Genomic DNA, 20,721 nt, shown 5'->3' with positions numbered 1-20,721 from the left:
GTCCTCCCGACCGGCGTGCCGGCCAACCGTTGGTTTTTGTAATCGGTTGCAGCGAGCCTAGCGGAGGCGTGTAATCGTTTGCAAGAGGTGATCGGCAGATCCTGCCGTAACGGCATCGCGAGGCGATTGCCAGCGAGGGCCCGGCGCGGCTATGGAGGGGCCATGCAGCACCAGAGACCGAAGATCGTGGACGTGGCGCGGCTCGCCGGCGTTTCCACCGCCACGGTCAGCCGCGTGCTCTCCAACCCCGACGTGGTCAGCGCCGAGACGCGGCGCAGCGTCGAGGAAGCCATCCGCCAGACCGGCTATCGCCTCAACCACGCGGCGCGCAATCTGCGCCACCGTCGGACCGGCGGGGTGGTGGCCCTGGTGCCGAACCTGTCCAACCCGTTCTTCTCGCAGATCCTCGCCGGCATGGCGGCGGTGCTGGCGGGGGCGGGCTATAATCTGCTGATCGCCGATAGCTGCGTCATGGGCGGGGAGGCGCTCATCGCCTATGCCGAGCCGAGCCGCGCCGACGGGCTGATCGTGCTCGACGGCTCGCTGCCGGCAGAGGAGTTGAAGCGCCGTGTGCCCGTCGTGCTGGCCTGGGAATGGATTCCTGGCCTGCGCGCGCCGCGGGTGAAGATCGACAATCGCGCGGCGGCACGGGTGGCGGTGGAGCATCTCATCGGCCTCGGCCACCGGCGCCTCGGCCATGTCGCGGGTCCACCGGGCAATGTGCTGAGCGAGGCGCGCCTCGCCGGTACCGAGCAGGCGCTCGCCGCGCGCGGCCTGCCGCCGCCTCTGGTGCTGCCGGGTGATTTCAGCCTCGACTCCGGCCGTCGCGCCGGGGAGATGTGGTTGGCTTTGCCGGCGCAGGAACGTCCCACGGCGGTGTTCCTCGCCAGCGACGCCATGGCCTGCGGCTTCATCGGCGAGGTGCAGCATCGCGGCCTCGCCGTTCCGCGCGATGTCTCTGTCATGGGGTTCGACGATATCGAGTTGGTCTCGCACATGACCCCGGCGCTTTCCACCATCCGCCAGCCGCGCGAGGCGATCGGGCGGCGGGCGGCGGAGTGCCTGCTGGCGATGATCGGCGGCGAGACGCGCGAGGACGACATCGTCCTGCCGACCGAACTGGTGCTGCGCGCCAGCACCGCCCCGCCCATTACCGCCGATGCTGACGGGGCTGCGCTATCGTAAGCTGGCGGGCATTGCCGCATGGGTCATGCCTGAGGGAACAGGCGGGGAAGGCGTGGCGTGGTGCGTGTGAGCTTCGGACGAGCGGCGGCGTCCCTCTTCCCCCGGCGCCATGTCGGCGCCCTGGCCGCCGTAGCGTGCGGCGCATTTGCCGGTGCCCTCGCCGGCACCCCGGCCGGCGCGATCTATCTCAACGATGTCGATGCCGAGGCGGTCGGCGGAGTGGAGAACTGGTATGACAGCGCCAACCACTATCCCAATGTGGTGTCGCTCTCGATCGACGGCCTGTCGCACTGCACCGGCACGCTGATCAATTCCCGCACCGTGCTCACCGCCGGCCATTGCGTGCTGAACGACGATACTGGCCACCTCTACACAATGCTGGAGGAGGCGGAGATCCGCTTCTCCCCCGATTCCCCCAGCCCGACCGCCAATGATCGCGCGCTGACAGGCGTGGCGGTCAATCCGGCCTATGTCCCCTTCGGCTACCCCTCCAACGATGTCGCCCTCATCTCGCTGGCGCGGCCGGTGACGGAAATCGCGCCGGTGACGCTCGCCACCTCGCCGGAGCAGATGCCCGCCGCCGGCGAGGTGGTCTGGCTCGCGGGCTATGGCGAGATAGGCACGGGAACGGCGAGCAATCTCGGCTATGACGAGCGCCGCCGCGCCGTCGCCAGCTTGCTTGGCACTGCCGAAACCCTTCCCGATGGCACGCTCATCTTCGACCTGCAGTTCCGCGATCCGCTGAACCCTGACGATCCGAACTATTATGGTCTCACCGCGCCGGTGCCGGCCTGGCAGGGCACCGGCGCGCCCGGCGACAGCGGCGGGCCGCTGTTCATGGTCGGGCCGGGCGGGGAACGCATCCAGATCGGCGTGATGTCGACGGGGGGCATCGAGGATCCCGACAATCCCGGCACCTATATCTATACCTATGGCTCCTTCGCCACCTATGGCGCGGTCTCCGACCATGCGGAATGGCTTGCCGCCCTCGACCCGCTGCGCGCCACCACCGCTGCCGCCGGCGCCTTCGCCTGGAGCGAGGCGGCGAACTGGACCGATACGCAAGGCCGCCACGAGGTGCCGGACAATGGGGACGGGAATTTCGACGGCTATGGAAATCTCGGCCGCTATTATGAGGTGACGCTCGCGCAGCCCTCGCAGATCCGCCTCGACATGTCGCCGACCATCGACCGGCTGACCCTCGCCCATGCCGGAGCGGGGCTCGACATCGCGGCGGAGCGCCGGCTGGACGTGCTGCTCGACACGGTGCTCATCGGCGGCGGGCTGCATATTGACGGCGCGCTGACGACGGCCCGCCTGCTGCAGGCCGGCGGCGTGCTCTCCGGGACCGGAACCCTCGGCGCGGCCGGCGGCTATGTCCAGACCGGCGGCGCGCTGGCGCCGGGAACGGCCGGCGCGCTGGGCACGCTGGTCCTTACCGGCGATTACCGGGCGGAGGCCGAGGCCCGGCTGGATGTGCGGCTCGGCACGGCGGGGGTGGACCGGCTGGCGGTGAGCGGCACCGCCAGCCTCGGCGGCACGCTGGCCTATCGCCTGTTCGATCCCGCGCCCTTCGGCAGCTACACCATGCTCACCGCCGGCGCCGGGGTCGAGGGCGAATTCGCCGCGCTGGAGGGGCCGGCCTCGGCCTTCGCCGCTGTCAGCGCGGTGACGGGCGACGACGCGGTGAGCCTCGTCGTGGCGAAGTCCCGCTCCTTCGCCTCCGCCGGCCTCACCGCCAATCAGCGCGCGCTCGGCGCCGCGCTGGACGCGCTCGGCCCCGGCGAGCCGCTGGTCGCCTCCGCCGCCTGGCTGCCGAGCCTCTCCGCCGCGCGCGGCGCGTTCGACCGTCTGTCGGGCCAGAGCTACGCCTCGCTGGAAACCCTGTTGCTGCAGGATTCCCGCTTCGCCCGCGCGGCGGCGCTCGACCGGCTGCGGGCCGCTTCCGGCGCGGGCGGCGGACCGGGCGCGCAGGTGGCGAGCTATGCCGATGACGGCACCCGGCTCGCCGATGCGGCCTCCGGCTCGGGCGCGGCGCTGTGGCTGCAGGGGTTCGGTTCCTTCGGCACGCTCGACAGCGCCGGCGCCGCCCTGTCGCGTGACATTGGCGGCTTTCATGCCGGGCTCGACCGGCTGGTGTTCGGGGACTGGAGGCTCGGCGCCTTTGGCGGCTATAGCCACAGCGCGCTCGGTGCCGGGAGCCTGGCCGCCTCCTGGGGGGTCGATAGCTACACGCTCGGCCTCTATGGCGGGCGCCGCTGGGGGCCGCTCGCGCTCAGTCTGGGCGGCGCCTATGGCTGGAACAACGTTGCAGCCAGCCGCAGCCTGGCCCTGCCCGGCCTGCCGCAGACGCTCACCGCCGATTTCAGCACTGGCACGGCGCAGCTTTTCGGCGAGATCGGCTATGAGATCGCGCTCGCCGGGGCGCGGCTGGAGCCTTTCGCCGGTCTCGCCTATGTCGCGCTGGAGGGCGGCCGCTTTCGCGAAACCGGCGGCGCGGCGGCGCTGGCGGTGTCCGGAGCGGACGCCGATGCCAGCTTCGGCACGCTCGGCGCGCGCTTCTCGCTGCCGCTCGCCACGCCGGCGGGGGTGGACCTGCGGGTCGACGCCTCCGCCGCCTGGCAGCATGTGTGGGGCGGTACCCCGACGCTCGCCGCCGCCTTTGCCGGCGCGCCGTCCGGCGGCTTCGCCAGCGGGCCGGTTTTCGCCGTCAGCGGGGCGCCGCTGGCGCAGGACACCGCGCTGCTGGAGGCGGGGCTGGTCGCGCAGGCCGGCGCCGACCTTGAGCTCGGCGTGCGCTACACCGGCCAGTTCGGCGACGGGCTGCGCGACAACGGTTTTCAGGCCAGCCTGCGGTTGCGCTTCTAGGCGGCGGCCCGTGCGCGCCGGCCATGACGATTGACCGCACCGGAAATTCCCCGCAGGTTCGCCCTGGGGCACGGGAGACCTGCGCCGGATCGGTCCGGCGCGTGCGCGAACAAGATCGTCCTTCAAGGGACGAGAGTTGGGGGTAACGTCATGAGCGACGATGGAGACCTGATACCGCCCGGTGGCCCCGGCGGCCCGGCACGCTGGACCTCGAGCGCCAAGGTGGGCGTCGGCACCGCCCGCACGGCCGCGAGCCGGCTGTGGTTCACGCTGAGCCACGGCATTCTCAACGAAATCTACTATCCCCGGGTCGATACCGCCTGCACCCGCGATTTCGGCTTCCTCATCACCGGGCCGGACGGCTATTTCGCCGAGGAGAAGCGCGATGCCGACCACGAGGTCGGCGTGCTCGAACACGGCGTGCCCGCCTATCACCTGCTGAACACCGCCCGCGATGGCCGCTGGCGCATCCAGAAGCAGATTCTTACCGATTCGCGCCGCGAGGTGCTGGTCCAGAAGGTCACCTTCGAGGCGCTGATCGGCGATATCTCGGATTATCGCCTGTTCGCCCTGCTGGCGCCGCATCTCATCAATGCCGGCGCCGACAATACCGGCTGGGTCGGCGACTATAAGGGCACGCCGATGCTGTTCGCCTCCGGCCGCCGGGGCCAGTCGCTGGCGCTCGCCTGCTCGGTGCCGTGGAAGGCGCGCTCGGTCGGCTATGTCGGCACCTCGGATGGCTGGCAGCAACTGAACCACCATGGCTGCCTCGAAGAGCGCTACCGCCGCGCCGAATCCGGCAATGTGGCGCTGAGCGCCGAGGTCGATCTGGAAGCCAGCAATGGCGAGATGCTGGTGGCGCTGGGCTTCGGCGCCCGCCCGGAAGAGGCGGGCTTCCGCGCCGTCTCCAGCCTGCAGGAAGGCTTTGACGAGCTGCGCCGCAGCTATGTCCAGGGCTGGCGCGCCTGGCAGAACACGCTGATCCCGCTCGACCACCCGCAGGGGCGCTCCAACATCAACGCCTACCGCGCCAGCACCATCGTGCTCGCAACCCATCAGCCCAACTCGATGCCGGGCGCCATCATCGCCAGCCTGTCGATCCCCTGGGGCTTCAACAAGGGCGACGAGGATCTCGGCGGCTATCATCTCGTCTGGCCGCGCGATCTCGTCGAGAATGCCGGCGGCCTGCTGGCGGCGGGCGCCTATGACGAGGCCAAATCGGTGCTCGGCTATCTGCGCGCGATCCAGGAGCCGGACGGCCACTGGTCGCAGAATGTCTGGCTCGACGGCGTGCCCTATTGGGGCGGCGTGCAGATGGACGAATGCGCCTTCCCGATCCTGCTCGCCGACATGATCCGCCGCAGCGGCCATTTCGCCCATGGCGAGCTCGATGGCTACATGGACATGATCACCCGCGCCGCGCGCTTCATCGTGCTCAACGGCCCGGTGACCGGCCAGGACCGCTGGGAGGAGGATGCCGGCTACTCGCCCTTCACCCTGGCGGCGGAAATCTCCGCCCTGCTCGCCGCCGCCGACATGATGGACCTCGCCGGCCGCGCCGCCGACGCGCATTATCTGCGCGAGAAGGCGGATGCGTGGAACGACTCGATCGAGCACTGGACCTTCGCCACCGGCACCGATCTCGCCGACAGGCTGGGCGTGCAGGGCTATTATGTGCGCGTCGCGCCGCCGGAGACGGCGGATGCCGCCTCCCCGCTCGACGGCTTCGTCCCGGTGAAGAACCGCCCGCCGGCGGATACCGACCAGCCGGCGGCGCAGCTCATCTCCCCCGACGCGCTGGCGCTGGTGCGCTTCGGCCTGCGCGCCCCGGACGATCCGCGCATCCTCGACACCATCAAGGCGATCGACGCCATCCTCAAGGTGGAACTGCCGCAGGGCCCCGTCTGGTACCGCTATAATGGCGACGGCTATGGCGAGCACGAGGACGGCTCGCCCTTCGACGGCACCGGGGTGGGCCGCGCCTGGCCGCTGCTCACCGGCGAGCGCGCCCATTACGAGATCGCCGCTGGCAATCTGGTGCGCGCCGGCCAGCTTCTGGTGACGCTGGAGGACTGCGCCGGGCCGGGCGGGCTGCTGCCCGAACAGGTGTGGGACCAGGACGACATTCCCGAGCGCGAGCTTTATAAGGGCCGTCCTTCCGGCAGCGCCATGCCGCTGGTCTGGGCGCATTCCGAGCACATCAAGCTGATGCGCTCGCTGCATGACGGCAAGGTGTTCGACACGCCGCCGCAGACCGTGCAGCGCTATCTCGTCGACAAGGTCACCTCGCCGCGCCGGCTCTGGCACTTCAACCAGAAGCTCCGCTCGCTGCCCGCCGGCCTCGCCTTGCGTCTCGAACTGCCGGCGCCGGCCATCATCCACTGGTCGCTCGACGGCTGGACCACCAGCGAGGACACGCCGACGCGCCCGACCAGCTTCGGCCTTCACATCGCCGATCTGCCGACCACGCTGCGCCATCATGGGCGTCATCTGCGCTTCACCTTTTTCTGGCCAGAAGCCGAGAAGTGGGAAGGCGAGGATTTCAGCGTCGTCATTGATGGCGACGGCGCGCTGTTCCACGCGGCGGCCGACGAGCCGGCGGTGAGCCGACGGGTCGCCGAGCCCGCGCGCAGCGATGTCGAAGGAGGGCAGACATGACAGAGGCGAACAAGACGGCCGAGACGGGCAAGCCGGGCATTCTGGCGGCGGATATCGGCGGCACCGGGCTCAAATGCGCCCTCATCGACGATCACGGCACCATGCTGTCCGAGCGGGAGAAGGTCGACACGCCCCATCCCTGCCATCCGGAGGCGCTGCTCGATGCCTATGCCGGCATGGCGGCCAAGCTGCCGGCCTTCGACCGCATTTCCATCGGCTTTCCCGGCGTGGTGCGCAATGGGCGGGTGCTCACCGCGCCGAACCTCGGCACCGAGCTGTGGGCCGGTTTCGCGCTGGCGGACGCCATGGCGGCACGGCTGAAGGCGCCGGCGCGGCTGATCAACGATGCCGAGATGCAGGGCTATGGCATCGTCTCCGGCACGGGGCTGGAACTGGTGATGACGCTCGGCACCGGCTGCGGCACCGCGCTGTTCCGCGACGGCGAACTGATGCCGCATATGGAGCTGGCGCACCACCCGGTGCACGACAATCTCACCTATGACGAATATCTCGGTGTCGCCGCCTATGAGACGCACGGCAAGCACCACTGGAACCACCATGTGAAGCGGGTGATCGAGCTGCTCTACGTACTGCTGCACTATGATCATCTCTATCTCGGCGGCGGCAACGCCAAGCATGTCGAGATCGAGCTGCCGGCCAATGTCAGCCTGGCCAGCAACGATGCCGGCCTCACCGGCGGCGCCGCGCTCTGGCGCAAGGGGTGAGCGGGGGCCTCTCCCTCCTGTGCACCCTCATCCCCGGGCTTGACCCGGGGATCCGGCCTTTCCAACTGCCACACGGCAGATCGCCAAGCCCATCCCCCGCCGCCCGAGCCTCTGGAAGCCCGGCTCAAGCCCGGGCATGAGGGCGAGGCGCGACCCCTATTCCACCACTTCCGCGGCCTGCAGCACGGCCTGCAGCAGCACGTCCGCGCCGGCGCCGGCCCATTGCGGGCTGATCTCCTCCGCCTCATTATGGCTGAGCCCGCCGACACAGGGGCAGAACAGCATCGCCGCCGGCATGACCTTGGCCACCCAGCACGCATCATGCCCGGCGCCCGACACCATGTCGCGGTGGGAATAGCCGAGCCGCTCCGCTGACGCGCGCAGGCTCGCCAGCAACACCTCGTCAAACGCCGTGGGGTCGAAGGCGCCGACCTCCTCGATCGCCACCCCGATGCCGAGATCGGCCGCCACCTCGCGCGCCGCCTGCTTCACCTGCTCCGCCATGGAGGTGAGCGTCGCCAGTTCGGGATGGCGCAGATCGGCGGTGAACACCACCTTACCCGGCAGGATGTTGCGCGAGTTCGGCGCGAACACCAATTGCCCCACTGCGCCCACCGCCTTCTCGCCATGCGCGCGGGTGATCGACTCGATGCGGTCGATGATGCGCGCCGCGCCGAGGCTGGCATTGAGCCGGCGGTCCATCGGCGTCGTGCCGGTATGGGCCTCGCGACCGGTCAGCGTCACCTCCACCCAGCGCAGCCCCTGGCCATGGGTGACGATGCCGATATCGACGCCTTCCTCTTCGAGGATCGGCCCCTGTTCGATGTGAAGTTCGAAATAGGCGTGGCCCTTGCGCTGGCCCACCGGCTCCGCGCCCCTGAAGCCGATGCGCTCCAGTTCGTCGCCGAAGCGCAATCCCTGCGCGTCCATGCGGTCATACGCCCAGTCGAGCGTATGGACGCCGGCATAGACGCCGGAGGCGACCATGGCGGGGGGAAAGCGCGAGCCTTCCTCATTGGTCCAGTTCACCACCTCGATCGGCCGGCGGGTGCGCAGGCCGAGATCGTTCAGGGTCCGCACCACTTCCAGCGCCGCCAGCACGCCGAGCACGCCGTCGAACTTGCCGCCGGTCGGCTGGGTGTCGAGGTGGGAGCCGACGAGGATCGGCAGCGCCTGCGGGTCGGTTCCCGCGCGGCGGGCGAACATCGAGCCCATCGCGTCGATGCCGACGGAGAGGCCGGCCTCTTCGCACCAACGCTGGAACAGCCGCCGCCCCTCGCGGTCGGCATCGGTCAGCGCCTGCCGGTTATTGCCGCCGGCGATGCCGGGGCCGATCTGCGCCATGTCCATGAGGCTGCCCCATAGCCGGCTTCCGTCCACGCGCATATTGCCGGTCTGCTGGTTCATGAGGGGGCTCCTGGGCAGGGGCCGGCAGGATCGCCGGCGAAAGCCGCGCATGTTAGGGGCGTGGCGCGCCGCCACCAAGCCGGCGTGGCGAGAATATTTGCGTGCCTTTTTTCGCGGCGCCCGTGGCTGCGGCTTCGGCTTTTCCGATCCAGACCATGACCATTTAATGGTTTGCGCCAGCGGCAATGCCCTTCATCCTGCCGCCCCGCTCTCCTGCCTCGGCCTGCCCATGCCCCTTTCCCGCCCGCTCGCCCTTCTGGACCGGCTGATCGCCTTTCCCACCGTCAGCCGCGAATCCAATCTCGCCCTGATCGACTATGTGCGCGACCTCCTGGCGCCGCTCGGGGCGCGGCTGACGCTGGTGCCCAATGCCGAGGGCAGCAAGGCCAATCTCCACGCCGTGCTCGGCCCTGCCGGCGGGGGCGGGGTGCTGCTGTCAGGCCATACGGATGTGGTCCCGGTCGAGGGGCAGGCCTGGACCAGCGATCCCTTCCGGCTCACCGCCCGCGGCGACCGTCTGCTGGGGCGCGGCACCTGCGACATGAAGGGGTTCCTGGCCTGTGCGCTGGCGGCGGCGGAACAGGCGGCGGCGCGCCGCCTCACCCGGCCGCTGCACCTCGCCTTCAGCTATGACGAGGAAATCGGCTGCGTCGGCGTGCGCGGGCTGATCGAGCGCCTCGTCGGGGCGCCCGATCTGCCCGCGCTGTGCGTCATCGGCGAGCCGACTCTGCTGGAGACCGTCATCGCGCATAAGGGCAAGCTGGCGGCGCGCGTCACCTGCCGGGGGCGGGAATGCCATTCCTCCCATGCGCCGGAAGGGCTCAATGCCATCCACCTCGCCGCCGACATGCTGGCGGAGATGCGCCTGATGCAGGACGAACTCGCCGCCGGCCCGCGCGACGAGGCCTATGCCGTGCCCTTCACCACCGTGCATGCCGGCACCATCCAGGGCGGCACCGCGCTCAACATCGTGCCCAATGGCTGCACGATGGAGTTCGAGATCCGCAACCTGCCCGCCGATGATCCCTCGCTCCTCATGGATCGGCTGTTCGACAAGGCGGCGGCGCTGACGCGGGCGGCAGAGGCGCGCTTTCCCGGCACCGGGGTCAGCGTCGACATCGTCAATGCCTATCCCGGGCTGGAGACGCCGCCGGAGGCGGAGGTGGTGACGATGCTGCGCCGGCTCAACGGCGAGGGACCGTTGCGCAAGATCGCCTTCGGCACCGAAGGCGGGCTGTTCCGCGAAAAGCTCGGCATTCCCACCGTGGTCTGTGGGCCCGGCGACATTCGCGACGCGCATAAGCCGGACGAATATGTCAGCCGCGACCAGCTCGCCCGCTGCGCGGGGATGCTGGGGCGTCTCGTGGACGAGATCAGCGCCTGAACCGCCCGCTCACCGCACCCGCGCCAGCCGGGTGCGGGCGACGAGAAGCGCCAGCACCGCCGAGGCGGCGCAGGCGAGCGCGGCGAGGTCGACCGCATGGGAAAAGGCGTCATGGGCGGCACGCAGCAGCGGCGCGCCCAGTGCCTCGGGCAGCGTCGCGGCGGCGATCACGGCCGCGTCGAGCGTGCGCTGCGCCGGTTCCAGCAGCGCCGGGGGCAGGCCGTCCGGCAGGGGGGCGGCCTCCATGCCGAGCCGGTAGCTCGCCGCCACCAGGCTGCCGAGCGCGGCGATGCCGAGCGCGCCGCCAAATTCGAAGCTGGTCTCGGAAATGCCCGATGCCGCTCCCGCGCGCTCGGGCGGGGCGAGGCGCATCACCAGATCGGTGGTGATCGTGCCGGCCGGCGACAAGCCGAGGCACATCAGCACGATGGCCGCCATCAGCAGCCCCATTGAGGCGTCGGCCCGCAACTGGGTGAGCAGCAGGAAGCCGAGAATGGCGCTGACGAGGCCGACCGAGAGCACATCCACCGCCCGCCAGCGGCGCACCAGGCGCGGTGTCGCCATGGAGCCGATGGCGAAGCACAGGCCCGACGGCGCGGTCCACAGCCCTGCTTCCAGCGGGCTCATGCCGAGCACGAGCTGCAGATATTGCGAGATGAACACGAAGATGCCCATCACCCCCATCATCGCCAGCACATTGATCGCCAGCGCCGCGCCGATGCCGGGATGGGCGAACAAAGCGAGGTCGATCATCGGGTCGGCGAGGCGCCTCTGCCGGGCGAGAAACAGCCCGGCGACCACCAGCCCCAGGGCGAGCGCGGCGCCGGCTTCCAGCCCCGGGCCGTGCTCGGCCACGCGCTTCATGCCATAGACCAGGGTCAGCACGGCGACGACCGACTGGACGGCGCTGACAATGTCGAGCCGCCCCGCCGCCTCGTCGCGAAATTCCGGCAGCAGCAGCGGCCCGGCGACCAGCAGTGCCAGCATAACCGGCACCGCGGCGAGAAACACCGCGCTCCAGCCGAAATAGGTGAGGATCACTCCGCCCACCAGCGGCCCCAGCGCCGCTCCGGCGGAAAAGCAGGCGATCCAGACGCCGATGGCGAAGGTGCGCTCGCGGTCGTCGAGAAAGATGTTGCGGATCAGCGAGAGCGTCGAGGGCGCCAGCGTCGCTCCGGCGAGGCCGAGCAGGGCGCGGGCGAGAATCAACTGTTCGGCGCTGCGCGCCATCGCCGCCAGCACGGAGGCGGCGGCGAAGGCCGCCGCGCCGGTGAGGAGAAGCCGGCGCCGGCCGATGCGGTCGCCCAGCGTGCCCATCAGCATGAGCGCCCCGGCGACCATGAAGCCGTAAATGTCGATGATCCACAAAAGCTGCGCCGCCGAAGGGGCGAGGTCGAGCGCGAGATGCGGCACGGCGAGGTTCAGCACCGTGAGGTCCATCGCATAGACGGCGCAGGGCATGGCGATGACGCCCAGCGCCACCCAGTCGCGCGGACGGGCGCGGAGATCGGAGGGAGAGGTCGCAAGCGTCATGGTCTGGTCCTGCCCGGCACGGAGGGCCGCAGGTCCTTTGCCCGCAGCGGACCGGACGCAATAGCCGATCGCCCGCCGCACGGCCAGTTCGGTATCGTCCGCATGCCCGCGTGCCGGCGGCGCACGGTGCAAAACCGCCATCCGGGCGGGGCTGTGTCGAGACGAAATCGCAGGGCGCGGTGGAGACCGGCGCCGGGTTAACCGATCATTAACCAAGGTTAACCGAATCTCTCCCTTCGTTGGGGAGATTCGCGCCATGAGCACTATCAGCCAGACAGGACCGTCGATCCGCTTCCGGGGACGCTCGTTCATGGCGATGACGCTGGTGGCGGATGTGCCGATCGAGGCGTGGCTCGCCAATTTCGATGTCTGGCTGCAGCGCTCCCCCGGCTTCTTCAACGGCCGCACCGTGGTGCTCGATCTCGCCGACACGGCGCAGAACAAGGCGGGCGTCGAGCGCTGGATCAGCGAACTCGCCACGCGCGGCGTGCGCCTCATTGGCCTCGAAGGCGTCCGCCCCAGCCTCGTCGATGCCGGCATGCCGCCGATTCTGCGCGGCGGGCGCGACGCCACGCTGGTGATCGAGGATGTGGCCGCGCCGGCACCGCGCAAGCCGGCCGAGCCGGTCAATCTGATCATCGAGCGCCGCGTGCGCTCCGGCCAGTCGGTTGTCTGCCTTGAGGGCGACGTGACGATCATCGGCTCCGTCGGCGCCGGGGCGGAGATCATCGCCGGCGGCTCGATCCACGTCTATGGCACGCTGGCCGGCCGCGCCATCGCCGGAGCGACCTTCGGCGCCGCCGCGCAGATCTTCTGCACCAGCCTCGATGCCGAACTTCTCGCCGTCGACGGCACCTACCGCACGGCCGAGGACATTGACGACGCCTTTCGCGGCAAGGCGGTCCGGGTCTCGACCGCCGACGCCGCCCTGCAGATCACCGCGCTTTAGGAGCGAAGAAAGACATGGCTAAGATCATCACGGTCACGTCGGGCAAGGGAGGCGTCGGCAAAACCACGACGACCGCCGCCATCGGCGCCGCTTTGGCCCGCACCGGCGACAAGGTCGTCGTCGTCGATTTCGACGTGGGGCTTCGCAATCTCGACCTCATCATGGGCGCCGAGCGCCGTGTGGTGTACGACTTCGTCAATGTCATCCAGGGCGATGCCCGCCTGCCGCAGGCGCTGATCAAGGACAAGCGGCTGGAATCGCTGTTCCTGCTGCCGGCCTCGCAGACCCGCGACAAGGACGCGCTCACCGAAGAGGGTGTCGACCGGGTCATCGGCCAACTCGCGCAGCATTTCGACTGGGTGATCTGCGACAGCCCGGCCGGCATCGAGCGCGGCGCGACGCTGGCCATGCGCCATGCCGAGATCGCCATCGTCGTTACCAACCCGGAAGTCTCCTCGGTCCGAGACAGCGACCGCATCGTCGGAATTCTCGACGCCAAGACGCTGAAGGCCGAGCGCGGCGAGACGGTCGACAAGCGCCTGCTGCTGACGCGCTACGACCATGCCCGGGCCGCGCGCGGCGACATGCTGAAGACCGAGGACGTGCTGGAAATCCTGTCGCTGCCCCTGCTCGGCATCGTCCCGGAAAGCGCCGACGTGCTCAAAGCGTCGAATATGGGCGTGCCGGTCTCGATCCACGAGCCGAACAGCGCGCCGGCGCGCGCCTATCAGGACGCGGCGCTGCGTCTCAAGGGCGAGAGCATCGCCATGGAGATTCCGCGCCAGCGCAGCGGCCTGTTCAGCAAACTCCTGCGGAGGGCGGCATGACACTGTGGAAGCGGCTATTCTCCAGCTCCAGCGCGCCGCAGGCGCGCGAGCGGCTGCAGATCCTGCTGTCGCATGAGCGGCAGGTGCTGGGCGGCAGCGATCTTCTGGCGCGCCTGCGCGAGGACATTCTCGCCGTCGTCGCCAAGCATGTGCCCTGCGAGCAGGACAATGTGAAGGTCCGGCTGGAACGCGGAACCCCGATGTCGGTGCTGGAGATCGAGGTCGAGGTGCGGGGCGACCTCACCCTTCCGGTCGGCCGCGCCGCCTGACGCGGCGACGAAGGCGCGGGCGCCAGGGCCCTGCCGGGCCCGCCCGCGCCGCCCGCCGTCAGAACCGGTAGTTGAGGCCGATCTTGACGGCCTGGAACGACGCCGAATTCGAGGCGTCGCGGCCGTCCTTGATGGTGGAGGTGCCGATCACGTTCTCATAGACCGCCCGCGAGACCAGGTCGCACCAAATGCCTCCAAGAGTGCCGCAGAGCGTCTCGTTGCGAACCACCAGTGCCGTGCCCACCTTCTTCGAATAGGTTTTGGTCACGCCCGAGCGCGCCTTCCAGAACATGAAGCTCTTGGGATCGAAGCCGGCGAAGGAATACTCGGCCTTGACCGACCAGCGGTCACTAATGGCGTATTCCGCGCCGCCGCCGGCCACGAAGCCGGTCCGGGTCTGGCTCGCGGATTCCGTGAAGTTCAGATTGGTCCGGCTGCCTCCCGGATTGGAGGTGGTGGCAGAGGCCGAGATGTACTGGGCGCGGTCCTCGGTCTCATGAAGGAAGGCCACGCCCGCCGTACCGTAGACCAACCACTGGTCGTTCAAGGCGTAGCCGAATTTGGCGCGTACCGTACTCATCCAGTCGAAGGAATAGTCAGTCTGCGCTTCCGGCATGCGGTTGTTGATCAGGTTAGGCCCTTCGGTCGCGCCGAGCACGCTGGAACTGCCGATGTCGAGATAGCTGACATCGGCCTCAATGCCGAACACGACGTTGTTGGCGAACTGGTAGTTATAGCCGACCTGCCCGCCCCACAGACCGCCGCTGAAGTCTTCATTGGCGGACTCATTGAACGCGCGGGGGGCGTAGCTGCCATCCGCCAGCGTGGTGGTGCCGCTGACCGAGCCGAAGCCATAGCCGAACGAGCCGCCGGCATAGAGTCCGGTCCAGCGCGCGCCATTGCCGCGCAGGCCGACGGGCAGCGGAGCGATCGGCTCGTCGCTGCCGAAGGTGCCGGTGAGCGTGGCCATGAAGGTGCGGCCGGGGGCCGGCATGTCGGTGTTGTTCAGCGCGTCGACATAATAGGCGTCGAGCAGGTTCTGCACGCTGATATCGAGAGTCAGGTGGCTGTTCAGCTTCCACTGGGCGAAGGCGTCGACCACGGTGTAGGGCTCCCACACCTTCGTAACCCAGGTGAAGTACTCGCCATCCTCCGCCACCGGCACCAGCCGCTCGCTCATATAGGTGACACGTCCACCCAGCGTCAGCCGCTCGTCGAAGAAGCGGGCGCCGGCCGTCAGCGAGGCGGTGAAGCGCGGCGGGATCTGGTTGGTGAGGTAGTCGGCGGAAAGGGTGTAATCGGTGCAGACGCCGTTCTGCTGGCAGGACTCGAAGTCGGTGTAGTAGTTGAGACCGAACTCGGTGAAGACGGCACCGGCATCGTAGCGTCCGGAGAATTCGACACCCTTGAAGCGGACATAATCGTAGTTGAACAGCCCCATACTGCCGTCGAACTGGCGCCCGATATAGTTTTCGGTGGTGTTGTCGAAATAGGCGAGCTTCAGCCGTAGCTTGTCGCCCGGCAGAAGAACGTCGTCCCGTAGCAGGTTGGTGCCGAACTCCCAGTTGCTCGCCTCTTCCGCCTGAAGGTCCGGGTTGAAGACCTGGTCGCTGCGGGTCTGGCTGGTTTCGCGCACGCTCGGCGGGCGGATGCCGCTCTGGTACTGGCCGTAGATCTGCCAGCCTTCAAGGGGAGTCACCATCACGCTGGCGCTGGGGCTCAGTCCGTCGCCGGAATAGCCGGAGAACAGCTCGCCCTTAACGTTGTAGGAGGTGATGCCGTTGAAGGAGGTGTTGTAGGTCAGATATTCCAGCCCGGCCGAAAGTTCGAGCCAGGTGGCGGGCTCCCACTTCACCCGCGCAAAGAGCGCGCCGACCTCCCGCTCGCCATTGGCCGGAATGGCCCAGAGCGCCACGTCCGAGAAGTCGTAGAACTGCGTCGGCCGGGCATTCTCATAGACATAGGAGCCGCCATAGCTCACCGCGACCGGCATGCCTCCCACCGAGAAGCGCGAGGTGTTGCTCGCGTTCACGCCGACATTCTGCGACTGCTGGTCGAGTTGCTCCACCTCGTTGAGCACCATGAAGACATTCGTCTCCTCCGTGTTCGAGACGTAGGCGTCGATCTTGAAATCGACGAGATTGGTACTGGTCGGGGTGTAGTGATAGCGCAGCGTGGCCTGGTTGATGTCGACCGAGGAGAGCGGCAGCTGGTCCGTAACCCCGTTGCCCGCCGTGATGACAGAGGGCGACACCTCGCCGAACTCGTTGCCGTAATAGAGATAGCCGATCTGCAATTGCTGCTCGTCGGTGGGGCGGAACGTGGCTTTCAGCAGCGCCGAGGTCACATCCTCCGAGGTGTTGTAGACAAGCTGGCCATGGCCGTAATTCGACAGCGGCACCTCCTCGCCGAGATAATCGGTCGTGGTGAGGGAGCCCTGCGTGCCGGCGAAGTAATTGCCGGTCTTGCGCCGCACCACCGCGCCGATCACGTCGACATTGTCCTCGCGCACGGCGAGGGCGAAGCTGCCATTGGTGAGTTCCGCGCCGTCGCCGCCGCCGAACACCGCCGCTGTCTCCCCCACCACCGGAGCGACCGAATTGGTGGCGAGCCCGCCGCGCACCCGCACCCCCCAGCGCTCGCCGGCCTTGAGAATGTCCTCGACATTGAGCGTCTCCATGGCGATGGTGCCGCCAATGGCGCCGGCCACCGCGCCGTCGGGTCCCTTGGTGATGGTGATGCCGGAAATCATGTCCGGGTCGACATAGGCGCGGCTGTCGATGCCGGAATAGCCGCGATAGCTCGATGTCGATTGCTGCGAGCCGTCAATGGTGGTGGCGACGCGGTTCTGCCCCTGCAGGCCGCGAATATTGGGGTCGATCGAGGCGCCATTATTGCCGCCGCCGGAAATGACGCCGGGCGTGCCCTGGAACAGGGCGCCGGCGGTCTGCGGCGGAAAGCGCTCGATTTCCTCCGAAGAGATGTAGTTGGTGGAGCCCGGCGTCTCGAAGGGCAGGTCGGCGGCGGCGCGAGCGCCGGACACGTCGATGGCGTCGAGCGCGATGGCGCCGTCCGCGCCGCCCTCGGCAGCCGACAGGGTGGCGCCGGCGATGGTCACCGTATCGGCACTGGTGAACGACCAGACGAGGCCGGTACCGGCGAGCAGCCGGTCGAGCGCCGCCGCGCGCGTATAGCTGCCGGTCAGCGCCGGGCTGGTGCGGCCGGCGACGAGATGCGAGGGAAACAGCAGGCGCAACCCGGCGCGGTCGGCGAAGGTGGTCAGCGCCGCACCGAGATCCTGGGCGCGGATGTTCAGGCTGACGCTTTGCGTCGTCCTGTCCTGCGCCCGCGCCGGCGCCTGCGCACCGAGGACGGCGCAAAGGGCCACCGATGTCAGCAGCGCGAGGCGCAGAGAGAGAGCGCCGTTCCGGTTTCGCCTCGATATCCTGACCTTCATGCCATCCGCCCCATTGCCTCGCTGAGATCCGGGCATGGCCGGGGTGCCGAAGGCGCCGGAGCCGCATGCCGTTCATGAGCAAGGACGAAGCGAGGCGAGGAATCTTGCACCGGCACCGCGCGCTTTTTTTCAGCGCACCGGCCGCGCGCCGGCGGGAGCGTCAGCGCAGGATCGTCACCAGCGGCAGCCTTGTGATGCGGACCGGCAGCGTCTCCTCGATGGTGCCCAGAATGGCGTCGGGATCGCGCAGGTCGAACACGCCGGTGACAGCGAGGCCGCGCAGAGCCGGATCGGCGATGACGATGACGCCGCTGCGGTGGCGCTCGATCTCGGCGACGACATCGCCGAGCGGGCGATGGTTGAAGATCAGCTTGCCGCGGCGCCAGGCGGTGGCGGCCTCGCCATCGGCGGGCTCGATGCTGCCGACGCCCGTACCGGGCGCGTAGCTCACGCGCTGATCGGCGCCGACCGCCACGCTGTCCTGCCCGGGACCGCCGGAGGACACGCTCACGGTGCCCTCCACCACGCTGACCACCACCGCGCGGGTGCGGATATCCACGTCGAATACTGTGCCGAGGGCGCGCGTCGTGCCGCCTTCCGCCTCGACGAGGAAGGGGCGGTCCGGCGCAGGGGCGACGCTGAACACGGCCTGGCCCTGGTAGAGGATCAGCCGGCGCTGGTCGGTGTCGTAATCGACGGACAGCGCGGTCGCCGCATTGAGCGCCACGGACGACCCGTCCGGCAAGGTCACGGTCCGCTGCTCGCCGGTTCCGGTCCAGTGGTCGGCGAAAAGACGCGGCGGGATCGCCCCGGACCGTTCCAGCGCGATGCCGCCGCCGATGGCGGCGAGGCCCCCGATCACCGTGCGCCGTGTCACCCGCAGCCGCCGCTGTGCGGTCTCGCGCAGCCCGGCCTCCGGCGCACCGACGCCCTGCCAGATGGACTCGGCTTCCAGCGCCGCCCGTTCATGCGCCGGGCTGAGCGAACGCCAGCGGCCGAAGGCGGCCCGGTCCGCCGGCGCGGCATGGCCCGAATGCAGCCGGACGATCCATTCGATCGCCTCGTCGCTGAGGGCGGTGTCGGCGTCCGGCTGTCCGTTACGCTTGCGCATCGTTGCGTCCATCACGCGCCTTGCCGAGGGGAATAAGGTCAGGCACGAGCCTTCCCGGGCGCATCCCGTCGCATGACCCGGCCACGGGCCTCAAGCGGCCTCGCGCAGATGGTCGCGGCAATGGCGCAGCGCCTGCGCGAGATAGCGCGCCACCATGCTGTCGGAGACGCGCAGCCGCGCGGCGATCTCCCGGTGCGAAAGCCCGTCGCAGCGGTTCAGCAGCAGCGCCTGGCGCGGCTTGGCCGGCAGGCGGGCGAGCGCGACGGCGAGCCGGCGCAGCCGGTCGCGGTCGATGGCCACCACCTCGGGCGAGGGGCCGGCATCGGCAATCGCTTCCAGCACGACGTCATCGCTGATGCAGCGCGAGCGGTGCCGCCTTTCGCGTCGCTCCAGGTCGATGGCGATGTTGGAGGCCACGCGCAGGATGAACGCCTGGCGGTCATGGATCGTCCCCGCCTTCTCGGTCATGCCCGCCAGCCGCATCCATGTTTCCTGCAGCGCGTCCTCGGCGAGTTCGCGGGAGCCGACGCGATTTCTGAGCGCCTGCCGCAAGGTTTTCCACTGCAGCACGTAGAAGGATATCAGGTCGCTGGCGGGGGGTGCTGCCGTTGTCATCGCCGGATGCAGAGGTGTCGCGTCATCGGATGGTTGATGAGGCTCCTCTAGCTTCAATAAAAAAGTCTAGCAATAACAATATATTATATGAGTTCTAAAGCATTGCCGCGCGCAAATCAGGAATGATTCCAGCAATGGCGAACTCCTGTTGTTTTTCCGGGCATTGCGCACGCCCGCCGCCCGGCATCCTCACGCAAACATCCCCGCCGCCCGCCAAGATTTGCGCGGCCCGTGTGGCGCCGCAGTAACGACCAGGCCGCGCCGGACCCGCAGTCCCCGGTCGCGTCAGCGGCTCTGTCGCAGGGGCTGCAGGAGTATGGGAGGTGGCGCCCGCGCGCCCGACAGGCGGCGGGCCGTCGCGCGGACCCGACGTGGCTCTGGATGGACATAAAGGACCCAACGTCAACATTTTTTCTATCTGTTGCGCGCGCTCGCTTGTCAGCGGGTAGTCGGGCGCGCATAGCTGCTGACGCAGCGGGCAGCCAGAGGCGTCGGACGGATAGGCCCTCGTTTGGAGTCAGGGGAAGCTGGGTGAGGGTAGCTATTCTTTCGTCGTATGCGCTGGCCACTTTTCCGGGGCTCTACAATGTCGCCCTGGGGCTGGCGGCTGAGGGGGCCGATGTTCTCGTCGCATCACGAGACCGTCCGGAAGACCTGCAGCCACCCCTCCCAAAAGGCATCACCCATACGCGCCTGCCGCGCAAAGCGAACCGAAAGGGCCTGCGTGCCCTCGCCCTTTTGCATGGCGATGGGCTGTCAATCCTCGCCCGCTTCCAACCGGACTGGATCATCGCCGAGCACGAACTGGTAGTGACGGCACTCGCCTATAAAATGGCGCTTCCGTTCCGCCGTACCCGTATCGCCGCCTTTTTCTGCGACTACTATGACAATCGCCACATGAAATTCATCGGCCGGTTGGCGTCACTTCTCGACGCCTATGTCGACGTGTGCGATCTGCGGCATAGCTGGCGGCGGCGGGACTGGCCGAAGTTGGTGGCTCCGGGCTTCGTCATCCGCCTTTCACCGGTGCTGACCACGCCCCCGCCGGCTGTCGACCGACCGCCGTCAAGTCCGAGAGTGGTGTTTACCAGTTCCTTCCATGTTCTGACCTCGATGGATCGCGATCGGCTGACGCGGTTCTTCGACCGTCTCTGTTCCCGCGGTATCACTCTCGACTGGTACCTCTACGGTGCCCCCAACCAGCCCGAGGCCACGCGGCGCATGGTCGAGATCGCGCGTGGGATCATTGTGCATCCCGGCTACCGGGTGCTGGAGCAACTGCCGAAAGCCGAGCTCTACGCCCTCCTGCCCTCCTACGATGCGGGGCTGCACTGGGCACCGGTGGCGGAGGCGGAGAACGCCAATGCCTTCTGGAAGGCCTATTTCCTCTCCGCCGCGTCGAACAAGGTCGGCGAGTACATCGCCGCCGGGCTCGCCGTCGCCTATGCCGGCAATCCGGGCCTGCGCTACCTGCCGGACTCGCTGTCCATCGCCTTCGATCCGACCGATCCGGAACAGGGGGCGGACCAGCTCGCGGACCGCCTGCTCGATGCGGCCTGGCTCAAGAGCGCAAAGGAGGCGGCGCGACGCTATCATCGCGAGGAGATGAATGCCGAGGCGCAGACGGCCCCTCTTGTTCGGCATATCCTCGGTCAACCGTCCAAGGCTTGACGCGCCGCCTCACATCGGCGCGCGCAGGCCCTCGACGATCAGCAGCAGCCCGCCGAGCACCA

General features: G+C 68.7%; 14 protein-coding genes. 9 read left to right on the top strand and 5 right to left on the bottom strand.

The features are described from left to right. Nucleotides 1-162: 162 nt before the first annotated feature. The 4 genes from AAC979_RS17505 (at nucleotide 163) to AAC979_RS17490 (ending at nucleotide 7,436) form a co-directional block, all read left to right on the top strand. Nucleotides 163-1,185: a LacI family DNA-binding transcriptional regulator gene (locus AAC979_RS17505; RefSeq protein ID WP_371348173.1), complete on the top strand. Its 1,023-nt coding sequence runs from the start codon at nucleotides 163-165 to the stop codon at nucleotides 1,183-1,185. 57 nt (nucleotides 1,186-1,242) lie between these two features. Next, the gene (locus AAC979_RS17500; RefSeq protein WP_371348172.1) at nucleotides 1,243-4,053 is read left to right on the top strand and encodes an autotransporter domain-containing protein; all 2,811 of its coding nucleotides are present in this window, start codon (nucleotides 1,243-1,245) and stop codon (nucleotides 4,051-4,053) included. Nucleotides 4,054-4,203: 150 nt separating this feature from the next. Continuing rightward, on the top strand, nucleotides 4,204-6,711 hold the full coding sequence (locus tag AAC979_RS17495) for a glucan 1,4-alpha-glucosidase (protein WP_371348171.1): 2,508 nt from the start codon (nucleotides 4,204-4,206) through the stop codon (nucleotides 6,709-6,711). Beyond that, nucleotides 6,708-7,436: an ROK family protein gene (locus AAC979_RS17490; protein WP_371348170.1), complete on the top strand. Its 729-nt coding sequence runs from the start codon at nucleotides 6,708-6,710 to the stop codon at nucleotides 7,434-7,436. The genes AAC979_RS17495 and AAC979_RS17490 overlap by 4 nt, the downstream gene beginning before the upstream one ends. Before the next feature lie 156 nt (nucleotides 7,437-7,592). Here AAC979_RS17490 and AAC979_RS17485 read toward each other — a convergent pair whose 3' ends face one another. Then, nucleotides 7,593-8,843 (bottom strand): Zn-dependent hydrolase, encoded by a 1,251-nt coding sequence (locus AAC979_RS17485; RefSeq protein ID WP_371348169.1) that lies wholly within the window; start codon nucleotides 8,841-8,843, stop codon nucleotides 7,593-7,595. A gap of 229 nt (nucleotides 8,844-9,072) precedes the next feature. Here AAC979_RS17485 and argE point away from each other — a divergent pair, with 229 nt between their 5' ends. Next, nucleotides 9,073-10,227, top strand: coding sequence for an acetylornithine deacetylase (gene argE / locus AAC979_RS17480; protein WP_371349092.1), 1,155 nt, complete (start codon nucleotides 9,073-9,075; stop codon nucleotides 10,225-10,227). A 9-nt stretch (nucleotides 10,228-10,236) separates the two neighbouring features. Here argE and AAC979_RS17475 read toward each other — a convergent pair whose 3' ends face one another. After that, on the bottom strand, nucleotides 10,237-11,760 hold the full coding sequence (locus AAC979_RS17475; RefSeq protein WP_371348168.1) for an MFS transporter: 1,524 nt from the start codon (nucleotides 11,758-11,760) through the stop codon (nucleotides 10,237-10,239). Nucleotides 11,761-12,016: 256 nt separating this feature from the next. On the opposite strand from AAC979_RS17475, the gene minC reads away from it, so the two are divergent. The 3 genes from minC to minE are packed head-to-tail and all read left to right on the top strand — an operon-like array spanning nucleotide 12,017 to nucleotide 13,805. Then, on the top strand, nucleotides 12,017-12,709 hold the full coding sequence (minC, locus tag AAC979_RS17470; RefSeq protein ID WP_371348167.1) for a septum site-determining protein MinC: 693 nt from the start codon (nucleotides 12,017-12,019) through the stop codon (nucleotides 12,707-12,709). A 14-nt stretch (nucleotides 12,710-12,723) separates the two neighbouring features. Continuing rightward, on the top strand, nucleotides 12,724-13,536 hold the full coding sequence (minD, locus tag AAC979_RS17465) for a septum site-determining protein MinD (protein ID WP_371348166.1): 813 nt from the start codon (nucleotides 12,724-12,726) through the stop codon (nucleotides 13,534-13,536). Then, complete coding sequence (gene minE / locus AAC979_RS17460) at nucleotides 13,533-13,805, top strand: cell division topological specificity factor MinE (protein ID WP_371348165.1); 273 nt, start codon at nucleotides 13,533-13,535, stop codon at nucleotides 13,803-13,805. Before minD ends, minE begins: the two co-directional genes overlap by 4 nt. A gap of 58 nt (nucleotides 13,806-13,863) precedes the next feature. Here minE and AAC979_RS17455 read toward each other — a convergent pair whose 3' ends face one another. The 3 genes from AAC979_RS17455 to AAC979_RS17445 all read right to left on the bottom strand — a co-directional run bounded on the left by AAC979_RS17455 (nucleotide 13,864) and on the right by AAC979_RS17445 (nucleotide 18,988). Then, on the bottom strand, nucleotides 13,864-17,262 hold the full coding sequence (locus AAC979_RS17455) for a TonB-dependent receptor domain-containing protein (protein ID WP_371348164.1): 3,399 nt from the start codon (nucleotides 17,260-17,262) through the stop codon (nucleotides 13,864-13,866). Nucleotides 17,263-17,422: 160 nt separating this feature from the next. Beyond that, nucleotides 17,423-18,373, bottom strand: a complete 951-nt coding sequence (locus tag AAC979_RS17450) for a FecR domain-containing protein (protein WP_371348163.1) — start codon at nucleotides 18,371-18,373, stop codon at nucleotides 17,423-17,425. Between the two features lie 90 nt (nucleotides 18,374-18,463). Continuing rightward, entirely contained in the window at nucleotides 18,464-18,988 is a 525-nt protein-coding gene (locus AAC979_RS17445) for an RNA polymerase sigma factor (RefSeq protein ID WP_371348162.1), read from the bottom strand. 531 nt (nucleotides 18,989-19,519) lie between these two features. Here AAC979_RS17445 and AAC979_RS17440 point away from each other — a divergent pair. Continuing rightward, nucleotides 19,520-20,659: a hypothetical protein gene (locus tag AAC979_RS17440; protein ID WP_371348161.1), complete on the top strand. Its 1,140-nt coding sequence runs from the start codon at nucleotides 19,520-19,522 to the stop codon at nucleotides 20,657-20,659. The last annotated feature ends 62 nt before the right edge of the window (nucleotides 20,660-20,721 follow it).

This window comes from Ancylobacter sp. IITR112 (assembly GCF_041415945.1).
Taxonomy (GTDB): Bacteria; Pseudomonadota; Alphaproteobacteria; order Rhizobiales; family Xanthobacteraceae; genus Ancylobacter.
This window is presented reverse-complemented; position numbering and strand designations above follow the sequence as displayed.

Coding starts and splice junctions, on each gene's coding strand:
- AAC979_RS17505 (WP_371348173.1), top strand. CDS start 163: ATGCAGCACCAGAGACCGAAGATCGTGGACGTGGCGCGGCTCGCCGGC.
- AAC979_RS17495 (WP_371348171.1), top strand. CDS start 4,204: ATGAGCGACGATGGAGACCTGATACCGCCCGGTGGCCCCGGCGGCCCG.
- AAC979_RS17490 (WP_371348170.1), top strand. CDS start 6,708: ATGACAGAGGCGAACAAGACGGCCGAGACGGGCAAGCCGGGCATTCTG.
- AAC979_RS17485 (WP_371348169.1), bottom strand. CDS start 8,843: ATGAACCAGCAGACCGGCAATATGCGCGTGGACGGAAGCCGGCTATGG.
- argE (WP_371349092.1), top strand. CDS start 9,073: ATGCCCCTTTCCCGCCCGCTCGCCCTTCTGGACCGGCTGATCGCCTTT.
- AAC979_RS17475 (WP_371348168.1), bottom strand. CDS start 11,760: ATGACGCTTGCGACCTCTCCCTCCGATCTCCGCGCCCGTCCGCGCGAC.
- minC (WP_371348167.1), top strand. CDS start 12,017: ATGAGCACTATCAGCCAGACAGGACCGTCGATCCGCTTCCGGGGACGC.
- minD (WP_371348166.1), top strand. CDS start 12,724: ATGGCTAAGATCATCACGGTCACGTCGGGCAAGGGAGGCGTCGGCAAA.
- minE (WP_371348165.1), top strand. CDS start 13,533: ATGACACTGTGGAAGCGGCTATTCTCCAGCTCCAGCGCGCCGCAGGCG.
- AAC979_RS17455 (WP_371348164.1), bottom strand. CDS start 17,262: ATGAAGGTCAGGATATCGAGGCGAAACCGGAACGGCGCTCTCTCTCTG.
- AAC979_RS17450 (WP_371348163.1), bottom strand. CDS start 18,373: ATGCGCAAGCGTAACGGACAGCCGGACGCCGACACCGCCCTCAGCGAC.
- AAC979_RS17445 (WP_371348162.1), bottom strand. CDS start 18,988: ATGACAACGGCAGCACCCCCCGCCAGCGACCTGATATCCTTCTACGTG.